Source organism: Salmonella sp. SAL00672, assembly GCF_046552175.1.
In the GTDB taxonomy this organism is placed as follows: Bacteria; Pseudomonadota; Gammaproteobacteria; order Enterobacterales; family Enterobacteriaceae; genus Salmonella; species Salmonella enterica.
In genome coordinates this window covers 422611-448206 of record NZ_JBGDUQ010000001.1, presented here as the reverse complement: position 1 = coordinate 448206, position 25596 = coordinate 422611, and the positions used below count along the sequence as shown (strand labels likewise).

Genomic DNA, 25596 nt, shown 5'->3' with positions numbered 1-25596 from the left:
GGATATTTATTCAAATCGCCATGCCAGATTAATCCCCACGCCATAGTTACGCCCTGGCGCTGGCTCATAATATCGGCCATTAGATTCATTAACGATCACCGAACCGATATATTCTTTATCAAATAGATTATCTACCCGCCCAAAAATATCGACGGTAAGCTGGCTGTAATTAAATTTATACCCTGTATTTAGTCCAACAACGGTATACGAAGGCGCTTTGGCGGTATTTTCATCATTGGCCATGATATCGCCCATATACCGAACATCTGTTCCGGCGTACCACCCCTCATCCGGGATAAAACCTAATGAGGCGAATCCCATATTACGGGCGATGCCGGGCATTCGGTTTCCATCACAGTTTTGCCCCTGACAAACGTTACTGCGATAGGTCGCATCCAGCCAGGTCCATGATGCTTTCACCCGCCAGTCGCCGGCGAAGCGCTGGTCCAACGCGAGTTCTGCGCCCTGGCGGCGAGTTTTGCCCGCGTTTTTGTAGGTAGTGCGTCCTCCCATACTACTGGCGACGACAATTTCATCATCGGTATCGGTTTGAAATAACGCGGCGGTCAACAAGCCATTGCCAATCCGCGTTTTACTGCCGACTTCCACCGTATCATTGGTCGACGGTTTGAGATCAAAGTTGAACCCGCTTTGGCCGTCAGCGCGATAAGAAAGCTCATTGATAGTGGGGGTTTCAAATCCGCGACCGGCAGCAAGATAGAGATTCCAGGCGTCAGTTAACGCATATTTTAGCGATCCGGCGGGTAGCCAGTGGTGATAGCTGGCGTCGCCGCTATCATCGCCATTGCCGGGCGCGATATAGTGATCGTTAGAATCGAACCACACGGAACTGTAGCGCACGCCAGCATCCAGCGAGAGTTTTTGCGTAAGCTGCCACTGGGTTTGCAGATAAGGATCGACATTCCACATCAGGTTACGCTCATCCCGCCGTAAATCGCCTTTATGCCCAAACTCAGGGGTGCCGTTGTTGAGGCGGAAGTTATTGTAACCCTTGCGGTTTTCGCTCATGTTTTCATAATTTAATCCGCCAGTGAAGGTGACCGGCACGCCTAATTCTCCCCGGTGAGTCCAGCGGGAATCAATGCCCTGATAGTGGCGTTGCAGTGTAATTACGCCGCCAGCCTGGGCTGGTTTTAGCTGTGCCACCAGGGGAATAGACTGGTATTGCGTGGTTTCCCGCTCTCCGGCGTAGGCCATCACGCTGATATCATCCTGCGCGCTGAGCTGACGTTCATAACGCAATCCTGCCTGAGTTTGTTTGATGGTTTTACGCGTATTGTACTGTTCAGCGCGCGGCGCCTGTTGCGGATCGGCTTTCCATTCAGATTCGGTGAGTCCGCCGGGATCGTCCGCCTTAATGTCCACACTATTAAAAATCAACGAAAGTTTACTGACATCGTCAAGGCGCACGCCCAGTTTGGCATTAGCCAGATTTTTTCGCGCGCCGCTGTGATCGCGGTAGCCGTGGGTGGTGAAACGGGTAGTCGATACCGTGTAATCCACGTCGCCTGGCTGTGTGCCGTCACCCATCGCGCCCGTGGCTTTTAGCCCATAGCGCCAGCTTCCATAACTGCCGTAGTAGCTGCTGGCCTCAAGGGTGGGCGGCTGTCTCCCGGTTTCGGTGGTGACATTTATCACGCCGCCGGAAGCATTGCCGTATAGCGCTGAGAAGGGGCCGCGTAACACTTCAACGTCTTGTATGCTGTTAATATCAATATTCGAAATCTGGCCTTGTCCATCCGGCATGGTGGCGGGAATGCCATCAACATACAGACGAATGCCGCGCACGCCAAAGGCGGAACGCGAGCCAAATCCACGGATAGAGATTTGCAGATCCTGCGCGTAGTTCTGCCGGTTTTGCACCTGCAATCCCGGGACGCTGGTTAAAGACTCAGATAAATTAACGCGCGGCGTCGCCAGACGCATGTCTTCTCCCTCAATGACGCTAACGGCGGCAGGTGTATCCAGCTCGGATACGGTTTGCGGCGTTGCGGTGACTATCATGGTTTGTTCATTGGGCGCGCTGGCGGCCTGAAGGACCGGGGAGAAGGTCAGAGGCAATAAGAGGGCGGGATAAAGTCGCGGTCTAACGGAAATAATTTTCATGAAAATGCCGGATAAATGTAAGCGTATCAACGGAAAACGTGACATTAAGGGTAGTCAATATGTAAAGTTTTGAAATTTTAATCGCACATTAAGTTAAGAAAATGTGCGGTATTTAAGAGCTATGACATTCGCAGGCGAGGAAAAGCTCCACTTTCTGATAAATAATGATTATTATTCTCAACTTATAATAAGTGCGGAACGAAGATCCCGCGCAGCGAAGTAGTGTGAAGCAGCTATACACGTTTTTATCAAAGGGAGTCGTCATGCACTTACGTCATCTTTTTTCGCCGCGCCTGCGTGGTTCTTTATTGTTAGGTTCGCTCCTCGTGGCATCCTCATTTAGCACGCTGGCGGCGGAAGACATGCTGCGTAAAGCAGTAGGCAAAGGCGCTTATGAGATGGCCTGGAGTCAGCAAGAAAACGCGCTCTGGCTGGCTACATCGCAAAGCCGTAAACTGGATAAAGGCGGCGTAGTTTATCGTCTCGACCCGGTGACGCTGGAAATCACGCAAGCGATTCATAACGATCTCAAGCCGTTCGGCGCCACCATCAATGCCGCGACCCAAACGCTGTGGTTTGGCAATACCATTAACAGCGCTGTTACCGCGATTGATGCCAAAACGGGTGATGTAAAAGGTCGTCTGGTACTTGATGCGCGCAAACGTACTGAAGAGGTTCGTCCGTTACAGCCCCGTGAGCTGGTTGCCGATGCGGCGACCAACACGATCTACATTAGCGGTGTTGGTAAAGAGAGTGCTATTTGGGTAGTGGATGGCGAAACCATCAAACTGAAAACGACGATCGAAAATACCGGCAAAATGAGTACGGGCCTGGCGCTCGACAGTAAAGCGCAACGCCTGTACACCACCAATGCGGATGGCGAATTTATCACCATCGATACCGCCAGCAATAAAATTCTCAGTCGTAAGAAGTTGCTGGATGACGGTAAAGAACACTTCTTTATTAACCTGAGTCTCGATACCGCAGGTCATCGCGCGTTTATCACCGACTCGAAGGCGACTGAAGTCCTGGTTGTCGATACCCGTAATGGCAATATTCTTGCCAAAATCGCGGCGCCTGCTTCTTTGGCCGTCCTGTTTAACCCGACACGTAACGAGGCTTACGTGACGCATCGTCAGGCAGGGCAGGTCAGCGTGATCGATGCGAAGACCTATAACGTTGTTAAAACGTTCGATACGCCGACGTACCCGAATAGCCTGGCGCTATCGGCAGACGGTAAAACGCTCTACGTCAGCGTGAAGCAGAAATCGACACGTGAACAGGAAGCGACGCAGCCGGATGATGTTATTCGCATTACTCTGTAAATAGGGTATGGAGGGGGAAACCCCTCCAGTCATCTCTTTAAACGCACCGATACGCCTCGTTACACCCCGCCGATAGCCTGATGATTCTGTGAGAATTACACTGCCTTTTTGCTGTAGTTAACTCATTATATTCACGAGGAAAATATGAAAAAGTTATTTATATGCTCAGGTTTGGGCATGATGTTTTTTATGCTTGCGGGTTGTACAACCAACTATGTGATGACGACGAAGAATGGGCAAACGATCGTAACTCAGGGTAAGCCACAGTTAGATAAAGAGACGGGGATGACCAGTTATACCGATCAGGAAGGCAACCAGCGGGAAATTAACAGCAATGATGTGGCGCAGTTGATTAAGGCTGACTAAGCATTGGGCGCGATGCGGTGTTGGCGGCAACGCGCATTAAACCCGGCAGGCCTGGAGCTGCCGGGGAAGGGGAATGTTATGTCGCTGCTTCTTCTTTCAATACGACACTCTCTGTCGAATCCGCCGTCACTGGCGCAGTTCGATGGATCTCCGCCACGCGACGTCGCACGCCAAACCAGCCGGCGACCAGCAGAATGGCGATCAGCGGCAACGAGGCGATAGTGTAAGTTCCATTCGGGTAGTCAAACGCCATGAGTACCAGCACGCTTAGTAAAAACAGCAGTGTTAGCCAGGAGGTAAAAGGCGCGCCGGGCAGTTTAAAACTGACGTCTGCGGCTTTGCCTTCTTTTATCGCCTGGCGTAAACGCATCTGGCACACCATGATAAACGCCCACGACGCGATAATGCCGAGCGAGGCAAAATTAAGAACGATCTCGAACACGCGGGAGGGGACTAGGTAATTCAGGAACACGCCGACCACGTAAACCACCAGAGTCGCCAGAATACCCGCATAGGGCACATGCTGACGGCTCATTTTCGCCATGAATTTCGGCGCGGAACCCCCCATCGACATTGAACGTAAAATTCTCCCCGTACAGTAAAGCCCGGAGTTCAGGCTGGAAAGCGCGGCGGTTAACACCACGATATTCATAATACTGCCGATATAAGGCACGCCAAGTTTAGAAAAGAAGGTGACAAACGGACTTTGCCCCGCCTGATAGGCGTTCCACGGCAGCAGCAAAACCAGCAATACGACCGATCCTACATAGAAAAGACCAATACGCCAGATCACGCTATTGATGGCTTTTGGCACCATCGTCTGTGGATCTTTGCACTCCCCAGCGGCGGTACCGACCAGTTCAATCGACGCAAAAGCGAACACCACGCCCTGAATCAGTACCAGCGCGGGCAACAGGCCGTGCGGGAAAAAGCCGCCATTATCTGTAATCAGGTGAAAACCGGTGGCATTACCCTCAAGCGGTTGACCGGTACCGAGAAAAATCGTGCCTACCACCAGGAAGATAACAATGGCGAGTACTTTTATCAGCGCGAACCAGAACTCCATTTCGGCAAACCATTTTACGCCGATCATGTTCATGGTACCGACAATGGTTAACGCGCCGAGCGCGAACACCCATTGCGGAACGTCGCCAAATGCGCCCCAGTAGTGCATATATAACGCCACTGCGGTGATATCGACGATCCCGGTCATCGCCCAGTTAATAAAGTACATCCAGCCTGCGACGTAGGCCGCTTTTTCACCCAAAAATTCACGGGCGTAGGAGACGAAACTCCCGCTGGAAGGGCGATGCAATACCAGTTCGCCCAGCGCGCGTAAAATGAAAAAAGAAAAAATGCCGCATATCAGATAGACCAGCGCCAGTGCCGGTCCGGCCATTTGCAATCGGGCGCCTGCACCTAAAAATAAACCGGTGCCAATCGCGCCGCCGATAGCAATCATCTGAACCTGACGATTCCCCATCGCTTTGTGATACCCCTCTTCATGGGCGTTCAGCCAGCGTCGTTTCGCCGCATGTTGTTCTGCGGCGTGCGTAGTCTGTGTTTTCATTACGTTACCTGTTATAGCCTGTCCTGACAGAAAAATTCCTTATGCCGCGACGGGCGCTCACCAATCGATTGCCTGCAATGGCGAATGCCGCTTTTCCCTGATTCTGTGACAGGGATAAAACCGCCGGCGGAGCATCCTACCTGCAATTGTTAAATGACGCAAAACATACGGAAAGAAGAAAATGAGAATGTCGAGTTTATTTGTGTGGTCAGATGTGGTGCGGTGTGGTCACGATTCAGCCAGATAAGACGCCAGCACAAATCGGCAGTGATTGCGTTGCGCAATAATTAATCAGGGTTAATCCCTGCAGGGATTTATGGTCATAGATATGACCTCGAACGATAAACCACCTGACGATATTGAAGCAGCATAAGATCAGGCCGTTGCGCCTGTTATTCTCATTTTCTCCTGAAAATGTATGCCTTTGAGCAATTTTGTTGATTGACATATCGTCATAATGAGAGAGGAGTAGGACATATAAAGCTATTGAGCAAAATTTGAAGGAGCAGGATATGCCATATACATCAGTTTCTACCTATGCCAGAGCTTTATCAGGAAATAAGCTACCTCATGTTGCTGCAGGAGATTATGAAAATAAATTATCAACAAAAATCATGAAAGGCATCTTGTATGTGCTTACCGCAGGACTGGCCTACGGATTTACGCGAGTAATTGAACATTATTGCAATGTTACGCCTAAAGTTGATGAGTTCTGTGCCAATACAGGGAATATCCATAATCACCTTGCTGATGCTGTGTGTGATGGGCTGTATACTATAGATGTCGACCTTTCTGATGGTCGGAGGTTAACATTCGAACAACTCTCGCTGATGGCTGGACGTGAGCCAATCGTCAGGATATCGGATGGCGAACATACCGTTGAGGTTAAGGGGTCCTTTGAAGAGATTTGTATGAGACTGGAAGAGGGCTTTTTTGAAGCGCCAGCGTACTATTATTATGATATTGATGAAAAATATAAAACCGTCAGAGAGCGAATGGCAGCATATAATGCCTTACCTCAGGCATTAGGCGCCATTCCGTGTTTAGAATATTATATCGCTCGGGCCAGCAACATGCAGGAGGCGAAAGCGCAATGGGCGGCCGACATAAAAGCTCGCTACCATAACTATTTGGACAATTATTAAAAAGCGTTTATGTTTAGCCAGTTTTGTTAGAAATCAGACTCGCTGAGCCGGCGTTAAAAATTTTAACACGCCGCTATTTTGGCGGCGTGTCGCAAAGAGATTCTCAGAACCCGATTTCCGTTTGTACGCCAAAATTCCACGTACCTCCGGCGCGACAGCCGGCCTGTCTTATTTTTTTCAAAAGTATCCAACGCTATTCCACGGATAGGGTATCCTGTTGCGCAGCGATATCCGCCTCAGCCTGTGTGCCGAACGCAAGCATTAATGTTAATGGAAGCCTCAGATGACCTCTTTTTTACATGCTTATTTTACGCGATTACATTGTCAGCCGTTGGGGGTTCCTACGGTTGAAGCGCTCAGAACGCTTCACTTAGCGCACAACTGCGCGATTCCTTTTGAAAATCTGGATGTGCTACTGCCTCGTGAAATACAGCTCGATGAAACGGCATTAGAGGAGAAACTGCTTTATGCCCGACGCGGTGGATACTGTTTTGAACTGAATGGCCTGTTTGAACGTGCGTTACGCGACATCGGTTTTAACGTCCGAAGCTTATTGGGGCGGGTCATTCTGTCTCATCCCGCCAGTTTACCGCCACGCACGCACCGTTTGCTGCTGGTTGATGTGGAGGATGAGCAGTGGATCGCGGACGTGGGGTTTGGCGGCCAAACGCTAACCGCGCCGCTTCGTCTGCAGGCTGAAATTGCTCAGCAAACGCCGCATGGCGAATACCGCCTGATGCAGGAGGGGTGCACATGGATTTTACAATTCCGCCACCATGAGCACTGGCAGTCGATGTACTGTTTTGATCTGGGGGTGCAGCAGCAGAGCGATCATGTAATGGGCAATTTCTGGTCGGCTCACTGGCCGCAATCCCATTTTCGTCATCATTTGTTGATGTGCCGCCATTTGCCTGATGGCGGCAAGCTGACATTAACGAATTTCCACTTCACGCGTTACCACCAGGGACATGCCGTTGAACAGGTCAATGTACCGGATGTGCCGTCGTTGTATCAGTTACTTCAGCAGCAGTTTGGTCTCGGCGTAAATGATGTAAAGCACGGTTTTACCGAGGCGGAGCTGGCCGCGGTAATGGCTGCATTTGATACCCATCCGGAGGCGGGAAAATAATTTTTTGCCGCGAGGATTTGCGGGCCTGACAAAGATTAAAAAGTAATGGCCCATTCGGCATGAAACAGAATGACCGCCTGGCCGGAGATGGTGACGTTTTCCGGCTGGTTATCGCGAATGGTGACGGTAACATCAACAGTACCCTCTTTGCCTAAAGCGCGCCCCTGATGGCCTTGAATCTGCAGCGTTTTACCGTCATGCGCCATCAGGCCATGATGGACGAGCCATGCCCCCATCGGGCCATTGGCGTTTCCCGTTACCGGATCTTCCACAATTCCTATCGCCGGGGAAAACATTCGCCCATCGGTTTCGTTTTTTCCCGGACGAATCTGGAAAGGAAAAAAGCCGTTACAGCCAATTTGCTGGCTGATTGCCGTCAGGGCTGCCAGATTAGGAGAAAGGGCATCAATATCAACGTCTGGTTTGAGCAGGATCATCACTTTTGCATGTCCTGTTGAAGCCACCTGAATTGGCGCTCCCGGCTCGATATCATCTTCAGTCAGGTTCAGTGCGGTGATGATGGCAGCCCGAATCTCTCCGACTAGCGGTGGTTCAAAAGAGGGCTGACCTTGTTCCAGCGTGATGCGATAGTCGTTGTGTTCGGCATGAATTTCAACGCGATGACGGCCCGCTAACGAGGTTTGCCAGACGGTGGTGTTTCCCAACCCCAGTACCGTTGCCCGAACATAATGCGCGGCCACGGTGGCATGACCACAGATGGGGACTTCTACTGTCGGTGTAAAGTAGCGTATGCGCACATCACTCTCTTCGCTTTTTAGCAAAAAGGCGGTTTCCGAGTGACGAAGTTCACGGGCAATCAGCTGCATCTGCGCGTCGCTTAGCGTATCCGCATGTAAGACAACGCCAGCAGAGTTGCCGCGAAAGGGTTCGCTGGTGAAGGCGTCAACATGGTAAATCTGCGGTTTCATTGATGTTCTCCTTTGACTGAAGAATCATCATAGCCTGTGCGTTGCCGAATGACGACGCCCAGGCGTTTTTCTTTGCCCGGTAAGCGTACCCCCGGGCAAAGAGAATTAGCGGCGGGTACGAACAATCTGGTAGCGACGGGTGAAATACTCAAACGGCGCGCTCCAGACATGAACCAGGCGGGTGAACGGGAAGAGCAGGAAAATAGTCATTCCCAGCACCAGATGAACGCGGAAAACAAACGCCACACCGCTCAGCATTTCCGAAGACCCGCCGCGGAAGGTGACAATACTTTGCGCCCAGCCCACCAACTTCATCATTTCGCTGCCATCCGGATATTGCGCCGAAAACGGAATGGTGCTCAGGCCAAGCAGGCACTGAATCAGCAAAATGCTCATGATGATAATATCAGGTGTAGTGGATGTCGCCCGCACACGCTGATTGGTCAGACGACGCCACAGTAATCCCGCGCCGCCGATCAACGTTAATACGCCGCACACGCCGCCGAGGATCATCGCCATCTGCTGCTTTACCGCAATCGGCAGGAACCAGGCATACATCCAGTGTGGCGTTAGCATCCCAAACAGATGGCCAAAGAAGATCCCCAGAATGCCAATATGGAACAGATTCGACCATATCACCATCCCACGCTTGTCCAGCATCTGGCTGGACGACGCGCGCCAGGTATATTGTCCGTAGTCATAGCGCAGCCAACTGCCGAGGAAGAATACCGTGGCGCAAATATAGGGGTAGATGTCGTAAAAAAAGACGTTCAGGTACTGTATCATTTCGGGCCTCCCGCGCTGACGTCGACGTACTGCGGCGCCGCGTCCTGGCTAAAGCGTCGTTGATAATGGTGTAACGGTGAACTGTCACAGGTCGTGGCGTTATCTTCGATAAACTTCACCTGTTCTTCTTCCCAGACGGCATCCAGTGCCTGACGGGTATCATCCCGCGATTCCTGAATAATCTGTTTGGTGACACTGTCACTTGTCAACGAACTGCCCGCCAGCGTCAACAGGGCGTCAAACAGTTGATACCACGGCGCTCCTCGCTGTTTCAGACGACCGCCCAGTAGCGCCAGAATAGGGGCAATATTCTGTAATCCCTCGCGCGCTTCCGCTTCCGGCAACACGCTTAAGTACTCCAGATAGAGCGGCAGGTGATCCGGCAGTTCGCGGCAGTTGAGGTGCAGGCCCACGGTTTCATACTGGCTTAACAAATCGACCATCGCCTGGCCGCGATCGCGGGACTCCGCATGAACATGCTCGAATAACAGCAATGAAGTGGCGCGCCCGCGGTCAAACACTTCGCACCATTCTGCTTGTTTATCCAGTAACGGCGCATAAAGCAGCTCGCGCGTGAAGTTGGCCAGCATTGGCGCATCGTGTTGGATTAGGGCAAGCGCTTCATCCCGACATTCCCACAACTCGTCGTCCGGATACTCCATCAACAGGCCAATCGCTTTGAGGATTTGCATTATTCCCCCTCCGCTTTATCACGTACTTCGGTGATATTGATGGCATCAATACGGCTACTGTTGAACAGGTTGAATTTGGTATCCGAGCCGTGACAACCGTCGCCAAAAGTAAAGCCGCAGCCGTTGCGCTCCGGAAAGGCATCGCGCGCCATTTCCCGGTGGCTGGTGGGAATGACAAAACGATCTTCATAATTGGCAATCGCCAGGTAGCGATACATCTCTTCAACCTGTTGTACGCTCAGACCGACTTCGTCAATGGCGCGGGTATCCGTCACGCCTTCAACCGTCTGCGAGCGCATGTAGTGGCGCATCGCCATCATCCGCTTTAGCGCCCGAATGACCGGGCCGGTATCGCCCGCGCTGAGCATATTGGCCAAGTACTGGACCGGAATACGCAGCGTCTCCACCGCCGGCAGAATATTGCCATTGTGCGGCAACCCGCCCGCGTCGGCGTATGACTGGATGGGCGATAGCGGCGGTACGTACCAGACCATCGGCAGGGTACGGTATTCCGGGTGCAGCGGAAGCGCCAGCTTCCAGTCCATCGCCATTTTGTACACCGGCGACCGTTGGGCGGCGTCGATGACGTTTTGCGGGATGCCTTGTTTAAGCGCCTCTTCGATGACCGCCGGATCGTGCGGATTGAGAAACACATCGCACTGACGTTCATACAAATCCGTCTCGTGTTCGGTACTGGCCGCTTCTTCAATCCTGTCGGCGTCGTAGAGCAGAACGCCAAGATAACGAATGCGCCCGACGCAGGTTTCCGAGCAAACGGTCGGCTGGCCGGATTCAATACGCGGATAGCAAAATATGCATTTCTCAGACTTGCCGCTCTTCCAGTTAAAGTAGATTTTTTTGTATGGGCAGCCGCTGATACACAAACGCCAGCCCCGGCATTTATCCTGGTCGATTAGCACGATGCCGTCTTCTTCACGCTTATAAATAGCGCCACTTGGGCAGGTGGCAACACAACTGGGGTTCAGGCAGTGTTCGCACAGGCGCGGCAGGTACATCATGAAGGTGTTTTCGAACTGACCGTACATCTCCTTTTGTATGTTGTCGAAGTTGCGGTCGCGGGCGCGTTTTTCAAACTCGCCGCCGAGCAGCTCTTCCCAGTTTGGCCCCCAGATCACCTTGTCCATCCGTTTTCCGTCAATCAGTGAACGAGGACGGGCAGTGGGCTGATGCTTACTCTCCGGCGCATTATGTAAATGCTGATAATCGAAGGTAAAGGGTTCATAGTAATCATCGATTTGCGGAATCACCGGGTTGGCGAAAATTTTGCTAATTACCCCCATTTTGCCGCCCAGACGGGGCCTTATCTTGCCATTAACATCACGAACCCAACCGCCTTGCCACTCCTGCTGGTCTTCCCAGTTTTTGGGATAGCCGATACCCGGTTTAGTTTCGACGTTATTGAACCATGCGTATTCCATCCCTTCACGTCCGGTCCAGACGTTTTTACAGGTGACGGAGCAGGTGTGACAGCCAATACATTTATCGAGATTCAGTACCATCCCAACCTGTGAGCGTATTTTCATTTTTTCGCCTCCTGTACCTGATCCCGGCCCTCATCATCCAGCCAGTTAATGTTTTTCATCTTCCTGATCATGATGAATTCATCGCGATTCGAACCCACGGTTCCGTAATAGTTGAAGCCGTAAGCCAGTTGCGCATAGCCGCCGATCATATGCGTCGGTTTTGGACAGACCCTGGTCACGGAGTTATGGATCCCGCCGCGCATCCCGGTCACTTCCGAGCCCGGAATATTCATAATTCGCTCCTGGGCGTGGTACATCATGGTCATACCCGGCGGAACGCGCTGGCTGACCACCGCACGAGCGGTAAGGGCGCCATTAGCGTTGAAGGCTTCAATCCAGTCGTTATCTTCAATACCCAATTCACGGGCATCGGCTTCGCTGATCCAGACAATCGGCCCGCCGCGCGACAAGGTCAGCATCAGCAGGTTTTCGCTGTAGGTGGAGTGAATTCCCCATTTCTGGTGCGGCGTCAGGAAGTTAAGCGCTTTTTCCGGGAAACCGTTGGGCGGAATTTCTCGCATTTCGCTGACGCTGCGGGTATCAATCGGCGGACGATATGCCACCAGGCTTTCGCCAAAAGCGCGCATCCACGCATGATCCTGATAGAGTTGTTGCCGCCCCGACAACGTGCGCCACGGGATCAGTTCATGTACGTTGGTATAGCCGGCGTTATAAGAGACATGTTCGCTTTCCAGTCCTGACCAGGTCGGGCTGGAGATAATTTTGCGCGGTTGCGCCTGGATATCACGAAAGCGAATTTTCTCATCTTCTTTATTGATGGCCAGATGGGTGTGCTCGCGCCCGGTCATCTCGCCCAACGCCTGCCAGGCTTTCACCGCCACCTGACCGTTAGTTTCCGGCGCTAAGGCAAGAATCACTTCCGAAGCATCCAGCGCGGTGTCTATTCGCGGACGTCCTTTCGCCGGGCCATCGTGTTTGGTGTAATTGAGCTTACCGAGGAAATCGACTTCATCTTGCGTATTCCAGGCAATCCCCTTACCGCCGTTGCCTAATTTATCCAGCAGGGGACCCAGCGAGGTAAAACGTTCATAGGTGGCCGGATAATCGCGTTCAACCACGACGAGATTGGGGGCGGTTTTGCCCGGAATAAGTTCGCACTCGCCTTTACGCCAGTCGAGAATATCAAATGGCTGCGCCAGTTCCGCCGGGGAATCATGCTGGAGCGGGTGTAGCACCACATCGGTTTCCTGTCCGAGGTGTCCGACACACACTTCAGAAAAGACGCTGGCGATACCTTTGTAGATCTCCCAGTCGCTTTTGGATTCCCAGGCAGGATCGACCGCGGCGGAAAGGGGGTGGATAAACGGATGCATATCCGAGGTATTCATATCGTCTTTTTCATACCAGGTGGCGGTCGGCAAAACGATATCGGAAAACAGACAGGTACTGGACATACGGAAATCAAGCGTGACCAACAGATCGAGCTTGCCCTCAATCGCGGCGGACTGCCATTCCACCTCTTCAGGCTTAATTCCTTCGCTGGAACCCAGCGCTTCGCCCTGAATACCGCTGTCGGTGCCCAGCAGATATTTGAGCATGTACTCATGACCTTTCCCGGAGGAGCCGAGCAGGTTAGAGCGCCAGACAAATAAATTTCGCGGGTGATTATGACCACTGTCAGGCTGTTCGCAGGCAAAACGGATAGCGCCTGATTTCAACGCCTGCACGGTATAATCCGCCGCAGACAGCCCGGCTTTATCGGCGCTCGCTTTCACGCTGAGCGGGTTAAGATTAAGCTGCGGCGCCGAGGGTAGCCAGCCCATACGTTCCGAGCGCACGTTGAAATCGATCAGGTGTCCGGAAAATTTAGCCGGATCGGCCAGCGGCGACAGCAACTCTTGCGCAGTCAGTTTTTCATAGCGCCACTGGCTGGCATGGTTGTAGAAAAACGAGGTACTGTTCATCTGACGCGGCGGGCGATTCCAGTCCAGCGCGAAGGCCAGCGGCAGCCAGCCGGTTTGCGGCCGCAGCTTCTCCTGGCCGACATAGTGCGCCCAGCCGCCGCCGGTTTGTCCAACACAGCCGCAGAACACCAGCATGTTAATCATCCCACGGTAATTCATATCCATGTGATACCAGTGATTCACTCCCGCGCCGAGGATGATCATCGAACGACCGTGAGTTTTATGGGCGGTCTCGGCAAATTCACGCGCAATAGTTTCGATATGTCGACGCGGCACGCCGGTAATCTGTTCGCCCCAGGCCGGCGTGTAGGCTTTTACGTCGTTATAATTATTGGCGCTATGGCCGTCATCCAGACCACGATCCAGCCCATAATTAGCCAGCACCAGATCGTAAACGCTGACGACCATCCGCTCGCTACCGTCCGCCAGAGCCAGGCGTTTCACCGGTAACTGACGTACCAGCACCGGTTCCTGCCGCACGCTGCGAAAATGTGGGTTTTCGTTACCGCCAAAATAGGGGAAAGCGACACCCGCCACGTCATCATGCTGACCGAGTAAAGAGAGCGACAGTTCAGTTTCGACGCCCGCCGCCACCGGTTCCAGGTTCCATTTTCCCTTTTCGCCCCAGCGAAAACCGATAGAACCGTTGGGCGCGACCAGTTCGCCCGTACTGTTGAGCGCGACGGTTTTCCATTCCGGATTATTGGCTTCTCCCAGTCCATCCACCAGATCCGACGCGCGCATCATACGCCCCGGTACATAACTGCCGTCTGCGCGCTCATCCAACAGGACCAGCATTGGCATGTCGGTATAACGGCGGCAATAGTTAAGAAAATAGTCGCTGGGATTATCGAGATGAAACTCTTTTAAAATAACGTGACCCATGGCCATCGCCAGCGCGCTGTCGGTACCTTGCTTTGGCGCCAGCCACTGATCGCACAGTTTAGCGACTTCGGAATAGTCCGGGGTGATGGCGATCGTCTTGGTGCCTTTGTAGCGCACTTCGGTAAAGAAGTGGGCGTCCGGGGTACGCGTCTGCGGCACGTTAGAGCCCCAGGCAATAATGTAGGCTGAGTTATACCAGTCGGCGGACTCCGGCACGTCAGTCTGCTCGCCCCAGGTCATTGGCGACGCGGGCGGAAGATCGCAATACCAGTCATAGAAGCTCAGACAAGTACCGCCAAGCAATGACAGATAACGTGTTCCGGCGGCGTAAGAAACCATCGACATTGCTGGAATAGGTGAAAACCCCGCCACACGATCCGGACCATAGGTTTTGATTGTCCAGACGTTAGCGGCGGCAATGAGCTGATTCAGCTCTTTCCAGTTCGAACGAATAAAGCCGCCATGTCCGCGCACCTGTTTGTAACTTTGGCATTTTTGCGGGTCGTTCATTATAGATTCCCATGCCAGCACCGGATCGCTGTGCCGGGAAAGAGCCTCGCGCCACAGTTCTATCAGCCGCTTACGCACCAGAGGGTATTTCAGACGATTGGCGCTATAGAGATACCAGGAGTAGCTGGCGCCGCGCGGGCAGCCGCGCGGTTCATGGTTCGGTAAATCGGGACGCGTGCGCGGGTAGTCGGTTTGCTGGGTTTCCCACGTCACCAGACCGTTTTTGACATAAATTTTCCAGCTACAGGAGCCCGTGCAGTTGACGCCGTGGGTTGAGCGCACGATCTTATCAAACTGCCAGCGCTGGCGATAACTGTCTTCCCAGTCGCGGTTGGTATGCATCACCTGACCATGGCCGTCGGCAAAGGTATCGCCTTTTTGTTTAAAGTAACGAAAGCGATCCAACAGTTTACTCATGACATTTCTCCTGCTTCGATAAATTTTCCGCCATCCTGTCGATTTGGCGTTAAACCATTACCGGATGGCCGTCCTACAGGTGCGTATGTTGTTATTGTTGTTTAGGCTTACGACGCCCGTAGACCAGCCAGGTCAGCAGGACGCAAGCGAGGTAAAACAGCAAAAAGATTTTCATGGCGCCCACCGGCGAGCCGGTCAAGGCCAAAGAGGTGCCAAACGCTTTTGGAATAAAGAAGCCGCCCACAGCGCCAATAGCGGAGATAAAACCGAGCGCGGCGGCGGTATCCGTCACCGCTTCGCGCTGCGCCTGCTCATCGCTCCCGCCGCGCAGTTTGACGTTGTAGAGCGTGATCTGCCGGAAGATCACCGCAATCATCTGGAAGGTAGAACCGCTGCCGAGACCCGCTGTCAAAAACAGGCCCATAAAAACAAGATAGAACGCGCTAAAGCTGCCTGCGCCGGAGCCTGGCAGCGTGAGGAATAGCAAGGCGGTAAACAGCGCCATAAAGATAAAATTAATGAGCGTTACGCGAACGCCGCCGAATTTATCGGAGATCACGCCGCCTGCCGATCGCGCCAGCGCGCCGATAAAGGGGCCAAAGAACGCCAGTTGCAGAATGTTTACGTCGGGAAATTGCGTTTTGGCGAGCATGGCGAAACCTGCGGAAAAGCCGATGAATGACCCGAATGTCGCCAGGTACAGCAGGCTAAGCAGCCACAGGTGCAGACGTTTTAGCACCGGCAATTGCGAGGCGACAGACGCTTTTGAACTGCCGATATCGTTCATACCAAACCAGGCGGCAAGCGTCGCGACAGCCAGTAACGGCACCCAGATCCAGGCGGCGTTAGTGAGGGCGAGCAGGGAGCCATCAGGTTGCGGCACGCCCTGGACGCCTAAAAAAGTAAATATCGGCAGAAAAATAACCAGCGGCGCAATCAACTGCATCACACTGACGCCAAGATTTCCCAGTCCGCCGTTAATACCTAACGCGCTACCTTGTCTGGCTTTTGGAAAGAAAAAACTGATGTTGCCCATACTGGACGCGAAGTTTGCCCCCGCAAAACCGCACAACAGAGCGATGAGCATAAATACCCCGAAAGGGGTGGCGGGATTTTGTACGGCGAATCCCAGCCAGGCGCAGGGAATAATCAATATTACGGTGCTTAATACGGTCCATTTACGACCACCAAACAGTGGCACCATAAAGGAGTAGGGAACGCGTAATATTGCGCCGGAAAGAGAAGGTAATGCGGTTAATAAAAAGAGTTGGTCGGTGGTAAAATTAAATCCAATTTTATTGAGGTTGACGGCAACAGCGCTAAACAACATCCAGACGCAAAATGCCAGGAGCAAACAACTTACTGAAATCCATAAGTTTCTTCTGGCGATGCCTTTCCCTTTATTCTCCCAGAAGGCTGGATTTTCGGGTCGCCAGTCACTCAAGAGATAACGGTTATAATTCTCGTTTTGTCGTGTCATTTTACCCCTCACATGCGCATATCATTTGAAGAAAAACACAAAAAAGAGACAGAGCGTCACGCGCTCTTTTGAGAACTTATTGAAGTTTTTTTAGAATATTGAGTGAAAGAATAGATAAAAAACCAGGCCAGCGCGGCGCGATGAGGAGATATGATGTTTCTTAATTGTTACTATTTGTAAATTAAAAGCGATTTTTATTAAATTATTTGTAACTTTACGCAAAGAGTTCAAGCGTAATCATACGATCCAGATGGAATTTAAACGCGGGATCGGCCATTTCCGGAATCCCCAGTACATACATACCGTCCAGCCCGCACACCAGTGCGATAAGCCGCCAGGCGATATCCGTGGCGTTAGCAGTAAACGTAAATTCTCCTGCCTGTTTGCCCTGCTCGATAATTGTGACCGTTTCCTCATGCCACATCTGCATCGTGAGGAGATAAGCATCTCTGATGTGCGGATCCCGGTCGGCCAGAATTTGCGCCTCTCGCCACAATTTTATGTAAGGCTCAAAGCCGCCGTCTTCGCTACCCAACATAGCGTGAAGCCGTGCACGCCAGGTGGCGGGCGGCGGAACTTGCCCGGCATCAAGCAGGGTGCGGATCAAATGGACAAAGGCCAGCGCTTTGAGCTCGCCCGCCGAGCTGAAGTGGTGATGCACCTGGCCGGCGGCGACATCGGCTTCTGATGCGATTCGTCGCACCGTCATGGCGGCAAACCCCTCTGCCAGCGCCACGCGCATCGCCGCTTGCAGGATCACTTCGCGGCGTTCATCCCGGTTAAGGTAACTCATATTTTCCCCACATTAGCCAATGCGCGCAGTGTAACAAAAAGCTGGACATTCGTTCAACTTACCGTAGGATCCTGAAGCTGGACAAGCGTCCAAATTTGAGTTTTTGAAGGGAGAGTTATGTTTCGTCAGTGGTTAACGTTAGTCATTATTGTGCTGGTCTATATTCCTGTCGCCATTGATGCCACGGTCTTGCATGTCGCCGCGCCGACACTGAGTATGACACTGGGGGCCAGCGGCAACGAGCTGCTGTGGATCATTGATATTTATTCTTTGGTCATGGCTGGCATGGTGTTGCCGATGGGCGCACTTGGCGATCGTATCGGTTTTAAACGCCTGCTGATGCTGGGCGGGACGCTCTTTGGCCTGGCGTCACTGGCGGCGGCGTTTTCGCATACCGCCAGTTGGCTTATCGCCACCAGGGTATTACTGGCTATTGGCGCGGCGATGATTGTACCAGCGACGCTGGCCGGGATACGCGCCACCTTTTGTGAAGAAAAGCATCGCAACATGGCGCTGGGCGTCTGGGCAGCGGTAGGTTCGGGCGGAGCGGCGTTTGGGCCGCTCATCGGCGGCATATTATTAGAGCATTTTTACTGGGGATCGGTTTTCCTGATCAACGTGCCGATTGTGCTGGTCGTCATGGGCTTAACCGCACGCTATGTTCCTCGCCAGGCGGGCCGTCGCGATCAACCGCTCAATCTTGGCCATGCGGTGATGCTGATTATTGCCATTTTGCTGTTGGTCTATAGCGCTAAAACCGCGCTGAAAGGACATCTGTCGCTGTGGGTCATCTCGCTTACCCTGCTTACCGGCGCGTTGCTACTGGGACTCTTTATCCGCACACAGCTTGCGACATCGCGTCCGATGATTGATATGCGACTATTTACCCATCGCATTATCCTGAGCGGCGTCGTGATGGCAATGACCGCGATGATCACGCTGGTGGGTTTTGAGCTGCTGATGGCGCAAGAGCTGCAGTTTGTTCACGGACTATCGCCTTATGAGGCCGGGGTATTTATGCTGCCGGTGATGCTCGCCAGTGGATTCAGCGGGCCGATTGCGGGCGTGCTGGTCTCGCGTCTGGGACTACGGCTGGTCGCGACGGGCGGCATGGCGTTAAGCGCGCTGAGTTTTTATGGCCTGGCGATGACGGATTTCAGCACCCAACAATGGCAGGCCTGGGGGCTGATGGCGCTGCTGGGATTTAGCGCCGCCAGCGCATTGCTGGCTTCCACGTCGGCAATTATGGCCGCTGCGCCGGCAGAAAAAGCGGCGGCGGCCGGCGCGATAGAAACGATGGCTTATGAACTGGGCGCAGGACTGGGCATTGCCATTTTCGGCCTGTTGTTAAGCCGTAGCTTCTCCGCGTCTATCCGTCTGCCTGCCGGGCTTGAGGCGCAAGAGATTGCCAGAGCATCATCTTCAATGGGGGAAGCCGTGCAGTTGGCGAATAGCCTGCCGCCCACGCAGGGGCAGGCAATACTGGACGCCGCCAGACACGCCTTTATCTGGTCGCATAGCGTGGCGTTAAGCAGCGCCGGGAGTATGCTTCTTTTGCTGGCGGTAGGGATGTGGTTCAGCCTGGCAAAAGCCCAACGCCGATAACATAACGCCTGATGAGATAAGCGCTTAATGCGCTAGCTGGCAGGGGGAGTCCATTTCCTCAACCTCTTTACCGCTGAGGCGTGCGTATTGCCCCGTCAGTCGCCAGAAGGCAGGCTGGGTTTCGGTATAAATTTCCGCAGCCAGAATCAGCCGACGGCGATCAACTTCGTTCAGCTCCAGTAAGGTCCAGGGAATAAAATAGCGATCGGTATCGGTAAGCCGGAACCACAGCGGACACCCGCAGCCGGAACAGAAGTAGCGTTCGCCGCGCGAAGAGGATGAAAAGTATGGCGGTTCCGGGGAAAGGGGGGCTAGCTGTGGTTGCCCGCAGGCTTCCAGATACATGGCTATTCCACCCGACCATTTTTGACACAGCGTACAATGGCAGGCATAGACATCCAGCATTTCGACGTCAACGGTAAAATGGCTCTGTCCGCAAAGACAACGACCAGTGAACGTCTGCACGGCATACTCCTTATGACCGAGTCTACATCAAGAGAAAAAGCCAGCCCTGAAAGGACTGGCTTTGTATTCAGACTACAACAAAATTAGAACTGGTAGTTCAGACCAACAGCAACGATGTTGTCGGTAGACACTTTAGCCGCTTTGGTGAAGTCGCTGTCGTCCAGCAGGTTGATTTTGTAATCAACGAAGGTGGACATGTTTTTGTTGAAGTAGTAGGTTGCGCCAACATCGATGTACTCAACCAGATCCTGGTCGCCGTAAGTACCCAGGTTTTTACCTTTGGATTTCAGGTAAGCGATGGACGGACGCAGACCGAAGTCGAACTGATACTGAGCAACCGCTTCGAAGTTCTGGGTTTTATTCGCGATAAACGCATCACCCGCTGCATCTTCACCAAAGGTGGTCATGTTCAGCGTTTCGGAGTAGGTGGTCGCCAGGTAGATGTTGTTCGCATCATATTTCAGACCAGCAGCCCAGACTTCAGCGTTTTTACCCGCAGCATTCAGGTTGCTCGCTGCTTTCACCTGGTTGTTAGTACGGTCAGACTTCGCATAGGCCGCACCTACGCCAAAACCTTCGTACTCATACGTTGCGGACAGACCGAAACCGTCGCCGTTAGACTCGTACGCGCCGTCACGGTCGTTTTTGCCCTGGTACTGCGCGGCGAAGTTCAGACCTTCAACCAGGCCAAAGAAGTCAGTGTTACGGTAGGTGGCAACACCAGTAGTACGGCCAGTCATGAAGACGTCAGTCTGAGTCCAGGTATCGCCACCAAACTCTGGCAGAACGTCGGTCCATGCGCCGATGTCGTAAGCAACGCCGTAGTTACGACCGTAGTCGAAAGAACCGTAGTCAGCGAATTTCAGACCAGCAAACGCCAGACGGGTTTTGTCTTTGTCAGCGCCCTGGCTTTCAGTACGGTTGCCTTTGAATTCATATTCCCACTGGCCAAAACCGGTTAACTGATCGTTGATCTGCGTTTCGCCTTTGAAGCCCAGACGCGCGTAAGTTTTGTCACCATCACTTCCGTTATCATCAGAGAAATAATGCTGAGCGTGAACTTTACCGTACAGATCCAGTTTATTGCCGTCTTTGTTATATACCTCGGCTGCATTTACAACGCCTGCTGCCAACAGGGAAGTCACTGCCACTGCCACTAACTTAAGTTTCATTTTAATAATCCTTATAATTTTCTTAGCGTGTTTCCTCAACCATTGTTAAACGAGGCGTTTGTCAATGGCAGACTATTTTTAAATGACGGAGTGGCATAAGTTCAATAATAAGTTTCATAAGATTACAAATTATTTTAATTTGTGTGATCGAGATCTCCTTAATACATTTGAGAGTATTAATTCAATTAGGGACTGTCTAATAAAATATATTTTCGGAGGGGACTATTTGGCTGTTTATGGTTTTATTTTTGGTAGTAACGATTGATTATTATATGCACTAATACAGTTGCCAGCTAGCGTTAATTATATATTTGTTAATAAAATTATATCATCAAATTAACATATTTAACTATTCTATAAAATCCGTATTTTTTACCAGCGCAATCCTGGTATGGCGCAGGGGGAGCACGTGAAAATGGAAAATCGTCAAATACACACAGGCGATAGATAAAAGCGTAGTTGTGTTGTGAAGGGTGTCAAGGTGCAGTGGGCGGATTTTATATCAACATCGGCCCGCCCGTCGCTTAGCGCCGCCGCGTTGCCAGCCAACAAAGTAGCGAACCTACGCAAACCATGACTGCGCCTTGCCAGAAGGAGAATGACAGTGGCGAGCTGAGTAACAGCGCGGCCAGAGCAGAGGACATGACGGGGGTAAAATAAGACCCTACGGCCATGATAGTCACATTGCCATGAAGTATGCCCACATTCCATGCGGCGTAGGCAAACCCTAACGTTAATGCCGCGGTAAAAAGTTTAGCAATCACCGGTAGGCTAAATATCATGGCAGGTTGCGGCGTAAGAAAATAGTGGAACCACAGCGCCACGGCGGTGAGTAACACAAAGACTGTGATACCGTTAAAACCACGCGCATATTTATTTGTGACCGTGCAGTACGTCGCCCATATAAACGCCCCAAGAAATGCCAGTAAATAACTTAGCGGACTGGTGGCGACATTGCTGATAATTTCTCCTGGATTAAGACCATTCTCGCCCCCCAGAACCCAGCAAACGCCAGTAAGTGCAATAAGCAATCCAGGAACAATAAGCCAGTTAGTTTTTTGCCCATTAAAAAGAATGGCAAACAGAATGGTCAGGCTGGGCCATAAATAGTTAACCATGCCGACTTCGATAGCCTGATGGCGAGTGGCGGCATAACCGAGAGAAAGCGCCAGGCATATTTCATAACTGACAAACAGTACGCTGCCTGCGATGAGGTATCGCCCCGGGAAACGGCGGATATCAGGTAATCCGACGGTAAAAATCAGCAGCAGACCGCTTAATGAATAGATCATGGCTGCGCCGCCTACCGGTCCAAGACCTTCGCTGACGCCGCGAATTAACCCAACCATCGTGCTCCACAGAACGATGGCAACAAGCCCTATTAGCGTTGCTTTTTGTGATGTCATGCTTTGTGACTGTCCTGAATACTGCGCAAAATAAACTGCCACTTATAGCACTTTTTCCGAGGGCGATGCCATGCAGTGTCATTTTTTAGTACCTCCCTGGAGTTATTGCAGTTTAAAAATAGGGCTATTTAATAGCGGAACCGTTTCAATATTGATTTGACGCAAAAAAGTTATCGATTTTGCTGTTAGTTTCCTCGCGAAGTTATACACGCATCCTGGGCTGAGGTTTTGCTGCAGTTCGAAGGAGGCGTGCATCCGTGGAAAAAAGAGGAAAGCAATGGACGTCAGCCGCAGACAATTTTTTAAAATCTGCGCGGGCGGTATGGCGGGAACAACGGTGGCCGCACTGGGTTTTACCCCTAAAATGGCCCTGGCTCAGGCGCGAAACTATAAGCTGTTGCGCGCAAAAGAGATCCGTAACTCCTGCACATACTGTTCCGTAGGTTGCGGGCTATTAATGTATAGCCTGGGAGATGGGGCAAAAAACGCGAAAGAAGCGATTTACCATATTGAAGGCGACCCGGATCATCCGGTAAGCCGTGGCGCGCTGTGCCCGAAAGGGGCCGGTTTGCTGGACTATGTTCACAGTGAAGATCGCCTACGCTATCCGGAATACCGCGCGCCGGGTTCCGACAAGTGGCAGCGCATTAGCTGGGATGACGCTTTCACTCGTATTGCTAAATTAATGAAAGCCGACCGCGACGCCAACTTTATTGAAAAGAATGAGCAGGGCGTCACGGTTAACCGCTGGCTCTCTACCGGAATGCTGTGCGCCTCGGCGGCCAGCAATGAAACGGGTATGCTGACGCAGAAGTTTGCGCGTTCTCTCGGTATGCTGGCGGTAGATAACCAGGCGCGCGTTTGACACGGACCAACGGTAGCAAGTCTTGCTCCAACATTTGGTCGCGGTGCGATGACCAACCACTGGGTGGATATTAAAAACGCCAACGTCGTGATGGTGATGGGCGGCAATGCCGCAGAAGCGCATCCGGTGGGTTTCCGCTGGGCGATGGAAGCGAAAAACAATAACGATGCGACGCTGATTGTCGTTGATCCACGCTTTACGCGTACGGCGTCGGTGGCGGATATCTATGCGCCAATACGTTCCGGTACAGACATTACCTTTCTGTCCGGCGTTTTGCTGTACCTGATCGAAAATAACAAAATCAACGCTGAATACGTTAAGCATTACACCAACGCCAGCCTGCTGGTGCGGGATGATTTTGCCTTTGATGACGGTCTTTTCAGCGGCTATGACGCCCAAAAGCGTCAGTACGATAAATCCTCCTGGAACTACCAGTTCGATGAAAACGGCTATGCCAAACGTGATGAAACGTTGACGCACCCACGCTGTGTGTGGAATCTGCTGAAGCAGCACGTTTCGCGCTACACGCCGGACGTCGTGGAAAACATCTGCGGTACGCCGAAAGCGGATTTCCTGAAGGTGTGTGAGGTGTTGGCCTCTACCAGCGCGCCGGATCGCACTACCACCTTCCTGTATGCGCTGGGCTGGACGCAACATACCGTCGGGGCGCAGAACATCCGTACTATGGCGATGATCCAGTTGCTGCTCGGCAATATGGGGATGGCTGGCGGCGGTGTGAACGCCTTGCGCGGCCACTCTAATATTCAGGGTTTAACGGATTTAGGACTGCTCTCCACCAGCCTGCCGGGCTACCTGACGCTGCCATCGGAAAAACAGGCCGATCTGCAAACTTATCTGGCAGCGAATACCCCCAAAGCGACGCTGGCCGATCAGGTCAACTACTGGGGTAATTATCCTAAGTTCTTCGTCAGCCTGATGAAATCTTTCTATGGCGATGCAGCGCAGAAAGAGAATGACTGGGGCTTTGCCTGGCTGCCTAAGTGGGATCAGTCCTATGACGTGATCAAATATTTCAACATGATGGATAGCGGGAAAGTCACCGGCTATTTCTGTCAGGGCTTTAACCCGGTGGCGTCCTTCCCGGACAAAAACAAAGTGGTGCAAAGCTTAAGCAAACTGAAGTATCTGGTCGTTATCGATCCGCTGGTGACTGAAACGTCAACGTTCTGGCAGAACCACGGCGAATCTAATGATGTCGATCCGACAACGATTCAGACCGAAGTCTTCCGTCTGCCGTCTACCTGTTTTGCGGAAGAGGATGGCTCTATCGCTAACTCCGGTCGCTGGTTACAGTGGCACTGGAAAGGTCAGGACGCGCCGGGCGAAGCGCGTAACGACGGCGAGATTCTGGCCGGTATTTACCATCGTCTGCGTGAAATGTATCGCGCAGAAGGCGGTAAAGGCGCCGAACCACTATTGAAGATGAGCTGGAACTACAAGCAGCCGGATGAACCGCATTCGGAAGAAGTGGCGAAAGAGAACAACGGCTATGCGCTGGAAGATCTCTATGACGCCAACGGTACACTGCTTGCCAGGAAAGGCCAGTTGTTGAGCAGCTTTGCATTACTGCGCGATGACGGTACGACATCCTCCTCCTGCTGGATTTATACCGGTAGCTGGACGGAGCAGGGCAACCAGATGTCCAGACGTGATAACGCCGACCCGTCAGGGCTTGGCAATACACTGGGTTGGGCGTGGGCGTGGCCGCTAAACCGTCGCGTATTGTATAACCGCGCTTCGGCGGACCCGCAGGGTAAACCGTGGGATCCAAAACGGATGCTGATCCAGTGGAACGGCGCGAAGTGGACAGGGAACGATATTCCGGACTTTAACAACGCGGCGCCGGGGAGCGGGACCAATCCATTTATCATGCAGCCGGAAGGGCTGGGACGTCTGTTTGCTATTGATAAAATGGCGGAAGGACCGTTCCCTGAGCATTACGAGCCGATGGAAACGCCGCTGGGCACTAACCCGCTGCACCCGAATGTGGTCTCGAACCCGGCTGCGCGTCTGTATGAAGAAGATGCGCTGCGCATGGGTAAGAAGGAGCAGTTTCCGTACGTGGGCACGACTTACCGCCTCACAGAGCATTTCCATACCTGGACCAAACATGCGCTACTTAACGCTATCGCTCAGCCGGAACAGTTTGTGGAGATCAGTGAGACGCTGGCGGCAGCGAAAGGTATTGCTAACGGCGACTATGTGAAGGTGAGCAGTAAACGCGGGTTTATTCGCGCGGTCGCGGTGGTAACTCGTCGTCTTCGCACCCTGCATGTCAACGGTCAGCAGGTTGAAACGGTGGGGATCCCGATTCACTGGGGCTTTGAGGGTGTCGCGCGCAAAGGCTATATCGCCAATACTCTGACGCCAAATGTCGGTGATGCCAACTCGCAAACGCCGGAATACAAAGCGTTTTTAGTTAACATCGAGAAGGCGTAA

At 52.4% G+C, this 25596-nt stretch carries 18 protein-coding genes; 6 read left to right on the top strand and 12 right to left on the bottom strand.

The genetic code is table 11. The features are described from left to right. Window positions 1–6: 6 nt before the first annotated feature. Window positions 7–2127 (bottom strand): TonB-dependent receptor PqqU, encoded by a 2121-nt coding sequence (pqqU, locus tag ACLJTG_RS02300; RefSeq protein WP_198898133.1) that lies wholly within the window; start codon window positions 2125–2127, stop codon window positions 7–9. A gap of 263 nt (window positions 2128–2390) precedes the next feature. Here pqqU and ACLJTG_RS02295 point away from each other — a divergent pair, with 263 nt between their 5' ends. Continuing rightward, the gene (locus tag ACLJTG_RS02295; RefSeq protein WP_023254360.1) at window positions 2391–3452 is read left to right on the top strand and encodes a YncE family protein; all 1062 of its coding nucleotides are present in this window, start codon (window positions 2391–2393) and stop codon (window positions 3450–3452) included. 144 nt (window positions 3453–3596) lie between these two features. Beyond that, window positions 3597–3818: a YgdI/YgdR family lipoprotein gene (locus ACLJTG_RS02290; RefSeq protein WP_000732362.1), complete on the top strand. Its 222-nt coding sequence runs from the start codon at window positions 3597–3599 to the stop codon at window positions 3816–3818. A 76-nt stretch (window positions 3819–3894) separates the two neighbouring features. On the opposite strand, the gene ansP is transcribed toward ACLJTG_RS02290, so the two are convergent. Next, the gene (ansP, locus tag ACLJTG_RS02285; RefSeq protein ID WP_000857112.1) at window positions 3895–5388 is read right to left on the bottom strand and encodes an L-asparagine permease; all 1494 of its coding nucleotides are present in this window, start codon (window positions 5386–5388) and stop codon (window positions 3895–3897) included. A gap of 512 nt (window positions 5389–5900) precedes the next feature. On the opposite strand from ansP, the gene steA reads away from it, so the two are divergent. Both steA and nhoA read left to right on the top strand, forming a co-directional pair. Beyond that, on the top strand, window positions 5901–6533 hold the full coding sequence (gene steA, locus ACLJTG_RS02280; protein WP_198898132.1) for a type III secretion system effector SteA: 633 nt from the start codon (window positions 5901–5903) through the stop codon (window positions 6531–6533). Window positions 6534–6816: 283 nt separating this feature from the next. Then, a complete protein-coding gene (gene nhoA, locus ACLJTG_RS02275) occupies window positions 6817–7662 on the top strand; it encodes an N-hydroxyarylamine O-acetyltransferase (protein ID WP_071055063.1) in 846 nt (281 codons plus the stop codon). A gap of 35 nt (window positions 7663–7697) precedes the next feature. Here nhoA and ACLJTG_RS02270 read toward each other — a convergent pair whose 3' ends face one another. The 7 genes from ACLJTG_RS02270 to ACLJTG_RS02240 form a co-directional block, all read right to left on the bottom strand. Beyond that, window positions 7698–8591, bottom strand: coding sequence for a PhzF family isomerase (locus tag ACLJTG_RS02270; protein ID WP_198898131.1), 894 nt, complete (start codon window positions 8589–8591; stop codon window positions 7698–7700). 105 nt (window positions 8592–8696) lie between these two features. Next, window positions 8697–9377, bottom strand: coding sequence for a respiratory nitrate reductase subunit gamma (gene narI / locus ACLJTG_RS02265; RefSeq protein WP_000617106.1), 681 nt, complete (start codon window positions 9375–9377; stop codon window positions 8697–8699). Beyond that, on the bottom strand, window positions 9374–10069 hold the full coding sequence (narW, locus tag ACLJTG_RS02260) for a nitrate reductase molybdenum cofactor assembly chaperone (protein WP_198898130.1): 696 nt from the start codon (window positions 10067–10069) through the stop codon (window positions 9374–9376). The genes narI and narW overlap by 4 nt, the downstream gene beginning before the upstream one ends. Then, window positions 10069–11613: a nitrate reductase subunit beta gene (narH, locus tag ACLJTG_RS02255; RefSeq protein ID WP_000702595.1), complete on the bottom strand. Its 1545-nt coding sequence runs from the start codon at window positions 11611–11613 to the stop codon at window positions 10069–10071. Before narH ends, narW begins: the two co-directional genes overlap by 1 nt. Then, window positions 11610–15350 (bottom strand): nitrate reductase subunit alpha, encoded by a 3741-nt coding sequence (locus tag ACLJTG_RS02250; protein WP_198898129.1) that lies wholly within the window; start codon window positions 15348–15350, stop codon window positions 11610–11612. The genes narH and ACLJTG_RS02250 overlap by 4 nt, the downstream gene beginning before the upstream one ends. A 91-nt stretch (window positions 15351–15441) precedes the next feature. Next, window positions 15442–16830, bottom strand: coding sequence for a NarK family nitrate/nitrite MFS transporter (locus tag ACLJTG_RS02245; RefSeq protein ID WP_000198251.1), 1389 nt, complete (start codon window positions 16828–16830; stop codon window positions 15442–15444). Between the two features lie 214 nt (window positions 16831–17044). After that, complete coding sequence (locus ACLJTG_RS02240) at window positions 17045–17623, bottom strand: TetR family transcriptional regulator (protein WP_000121043.1); 579 nt, start codon at window positions 17621–17623, stop codon at window positions 17045–17047. 117 nt (window positions 17624–17740) lie between these two features. Here ACLJTG_RS02240 and smvA point away from each other — a divergent pair, with 117 nt between their 5' ends. Next, window positions 17741–19228: a methyl viologen efflux MFS transporter SmvA gene (gene smvA, locus ACLJTG_RS02235; RefSeq protein ID WP_198898128.1), complete on the top strand. Its 1488-nt coding sequence runs from the start codon at window positions 17741–17743 to the stop codon at window positions 19226–19228. Window positions 19229–19252: 24 nt separating this feature from the next. On the opposite strand, the gene ACLJTG_RS02230 is transcribed toward smvA, so the two are convergent. The 3 genes from ACLJTG_RS02230 to yddG form a co-directional block, all read right to left on the bottom strand. Then, the gene (locus ACLJTG_RS02230) at window positions 19253–19633 is read right to left on the bottom strand and encodes a GFA family protein (protein ID WP_014343841.1); all 381 of its coding nucleotides are present in this window, start codon (window positions 19631–19633) and stop codon (window positions 19253–19255) included. Window positions 19634–19776: 143 nt separating this feature from the next. Beyond that, window positions 19777–20865, bottom strand: a complete 1089-nt coding sequence (gene ompD, locus ACLJTG_RS02225; RefSeq protein ID WP_000769035.1) for a porin OmpD — start codon at window positions 20863–20865, stop codon at window positions 19777–19779. 524 nt (window positions 20866–21389) lie between these two features. Continuing rightward, the gene (yddG, locus tag ACLJTG_RS02220) at window positions 21390–22271 is read right to left on the bottom strand and encodes an aromatic amino acid efflux DMT transporter YddG (protein WP_000203795.1); all 882 of its coding nucleotides are present in this window, start codon (window positions 22269–22271) and stop codon (window positions 21390–21392) included. Between the two features lie 277 nt (window positions 22272–22548). Between yddG and fdnG the strand changes: the two genes are divergently transcribed. Continuing rightward, window positions 22549–25596, top strand: coding sequence for a formate dehydrogenase-N subunit alpha (fdnG, locus tag ACLJTG_RS02215; protein ID WP_001574320.1), 3048 nt, complete (start codon window positions 22549–22551; stop codon window positions 25594–25596).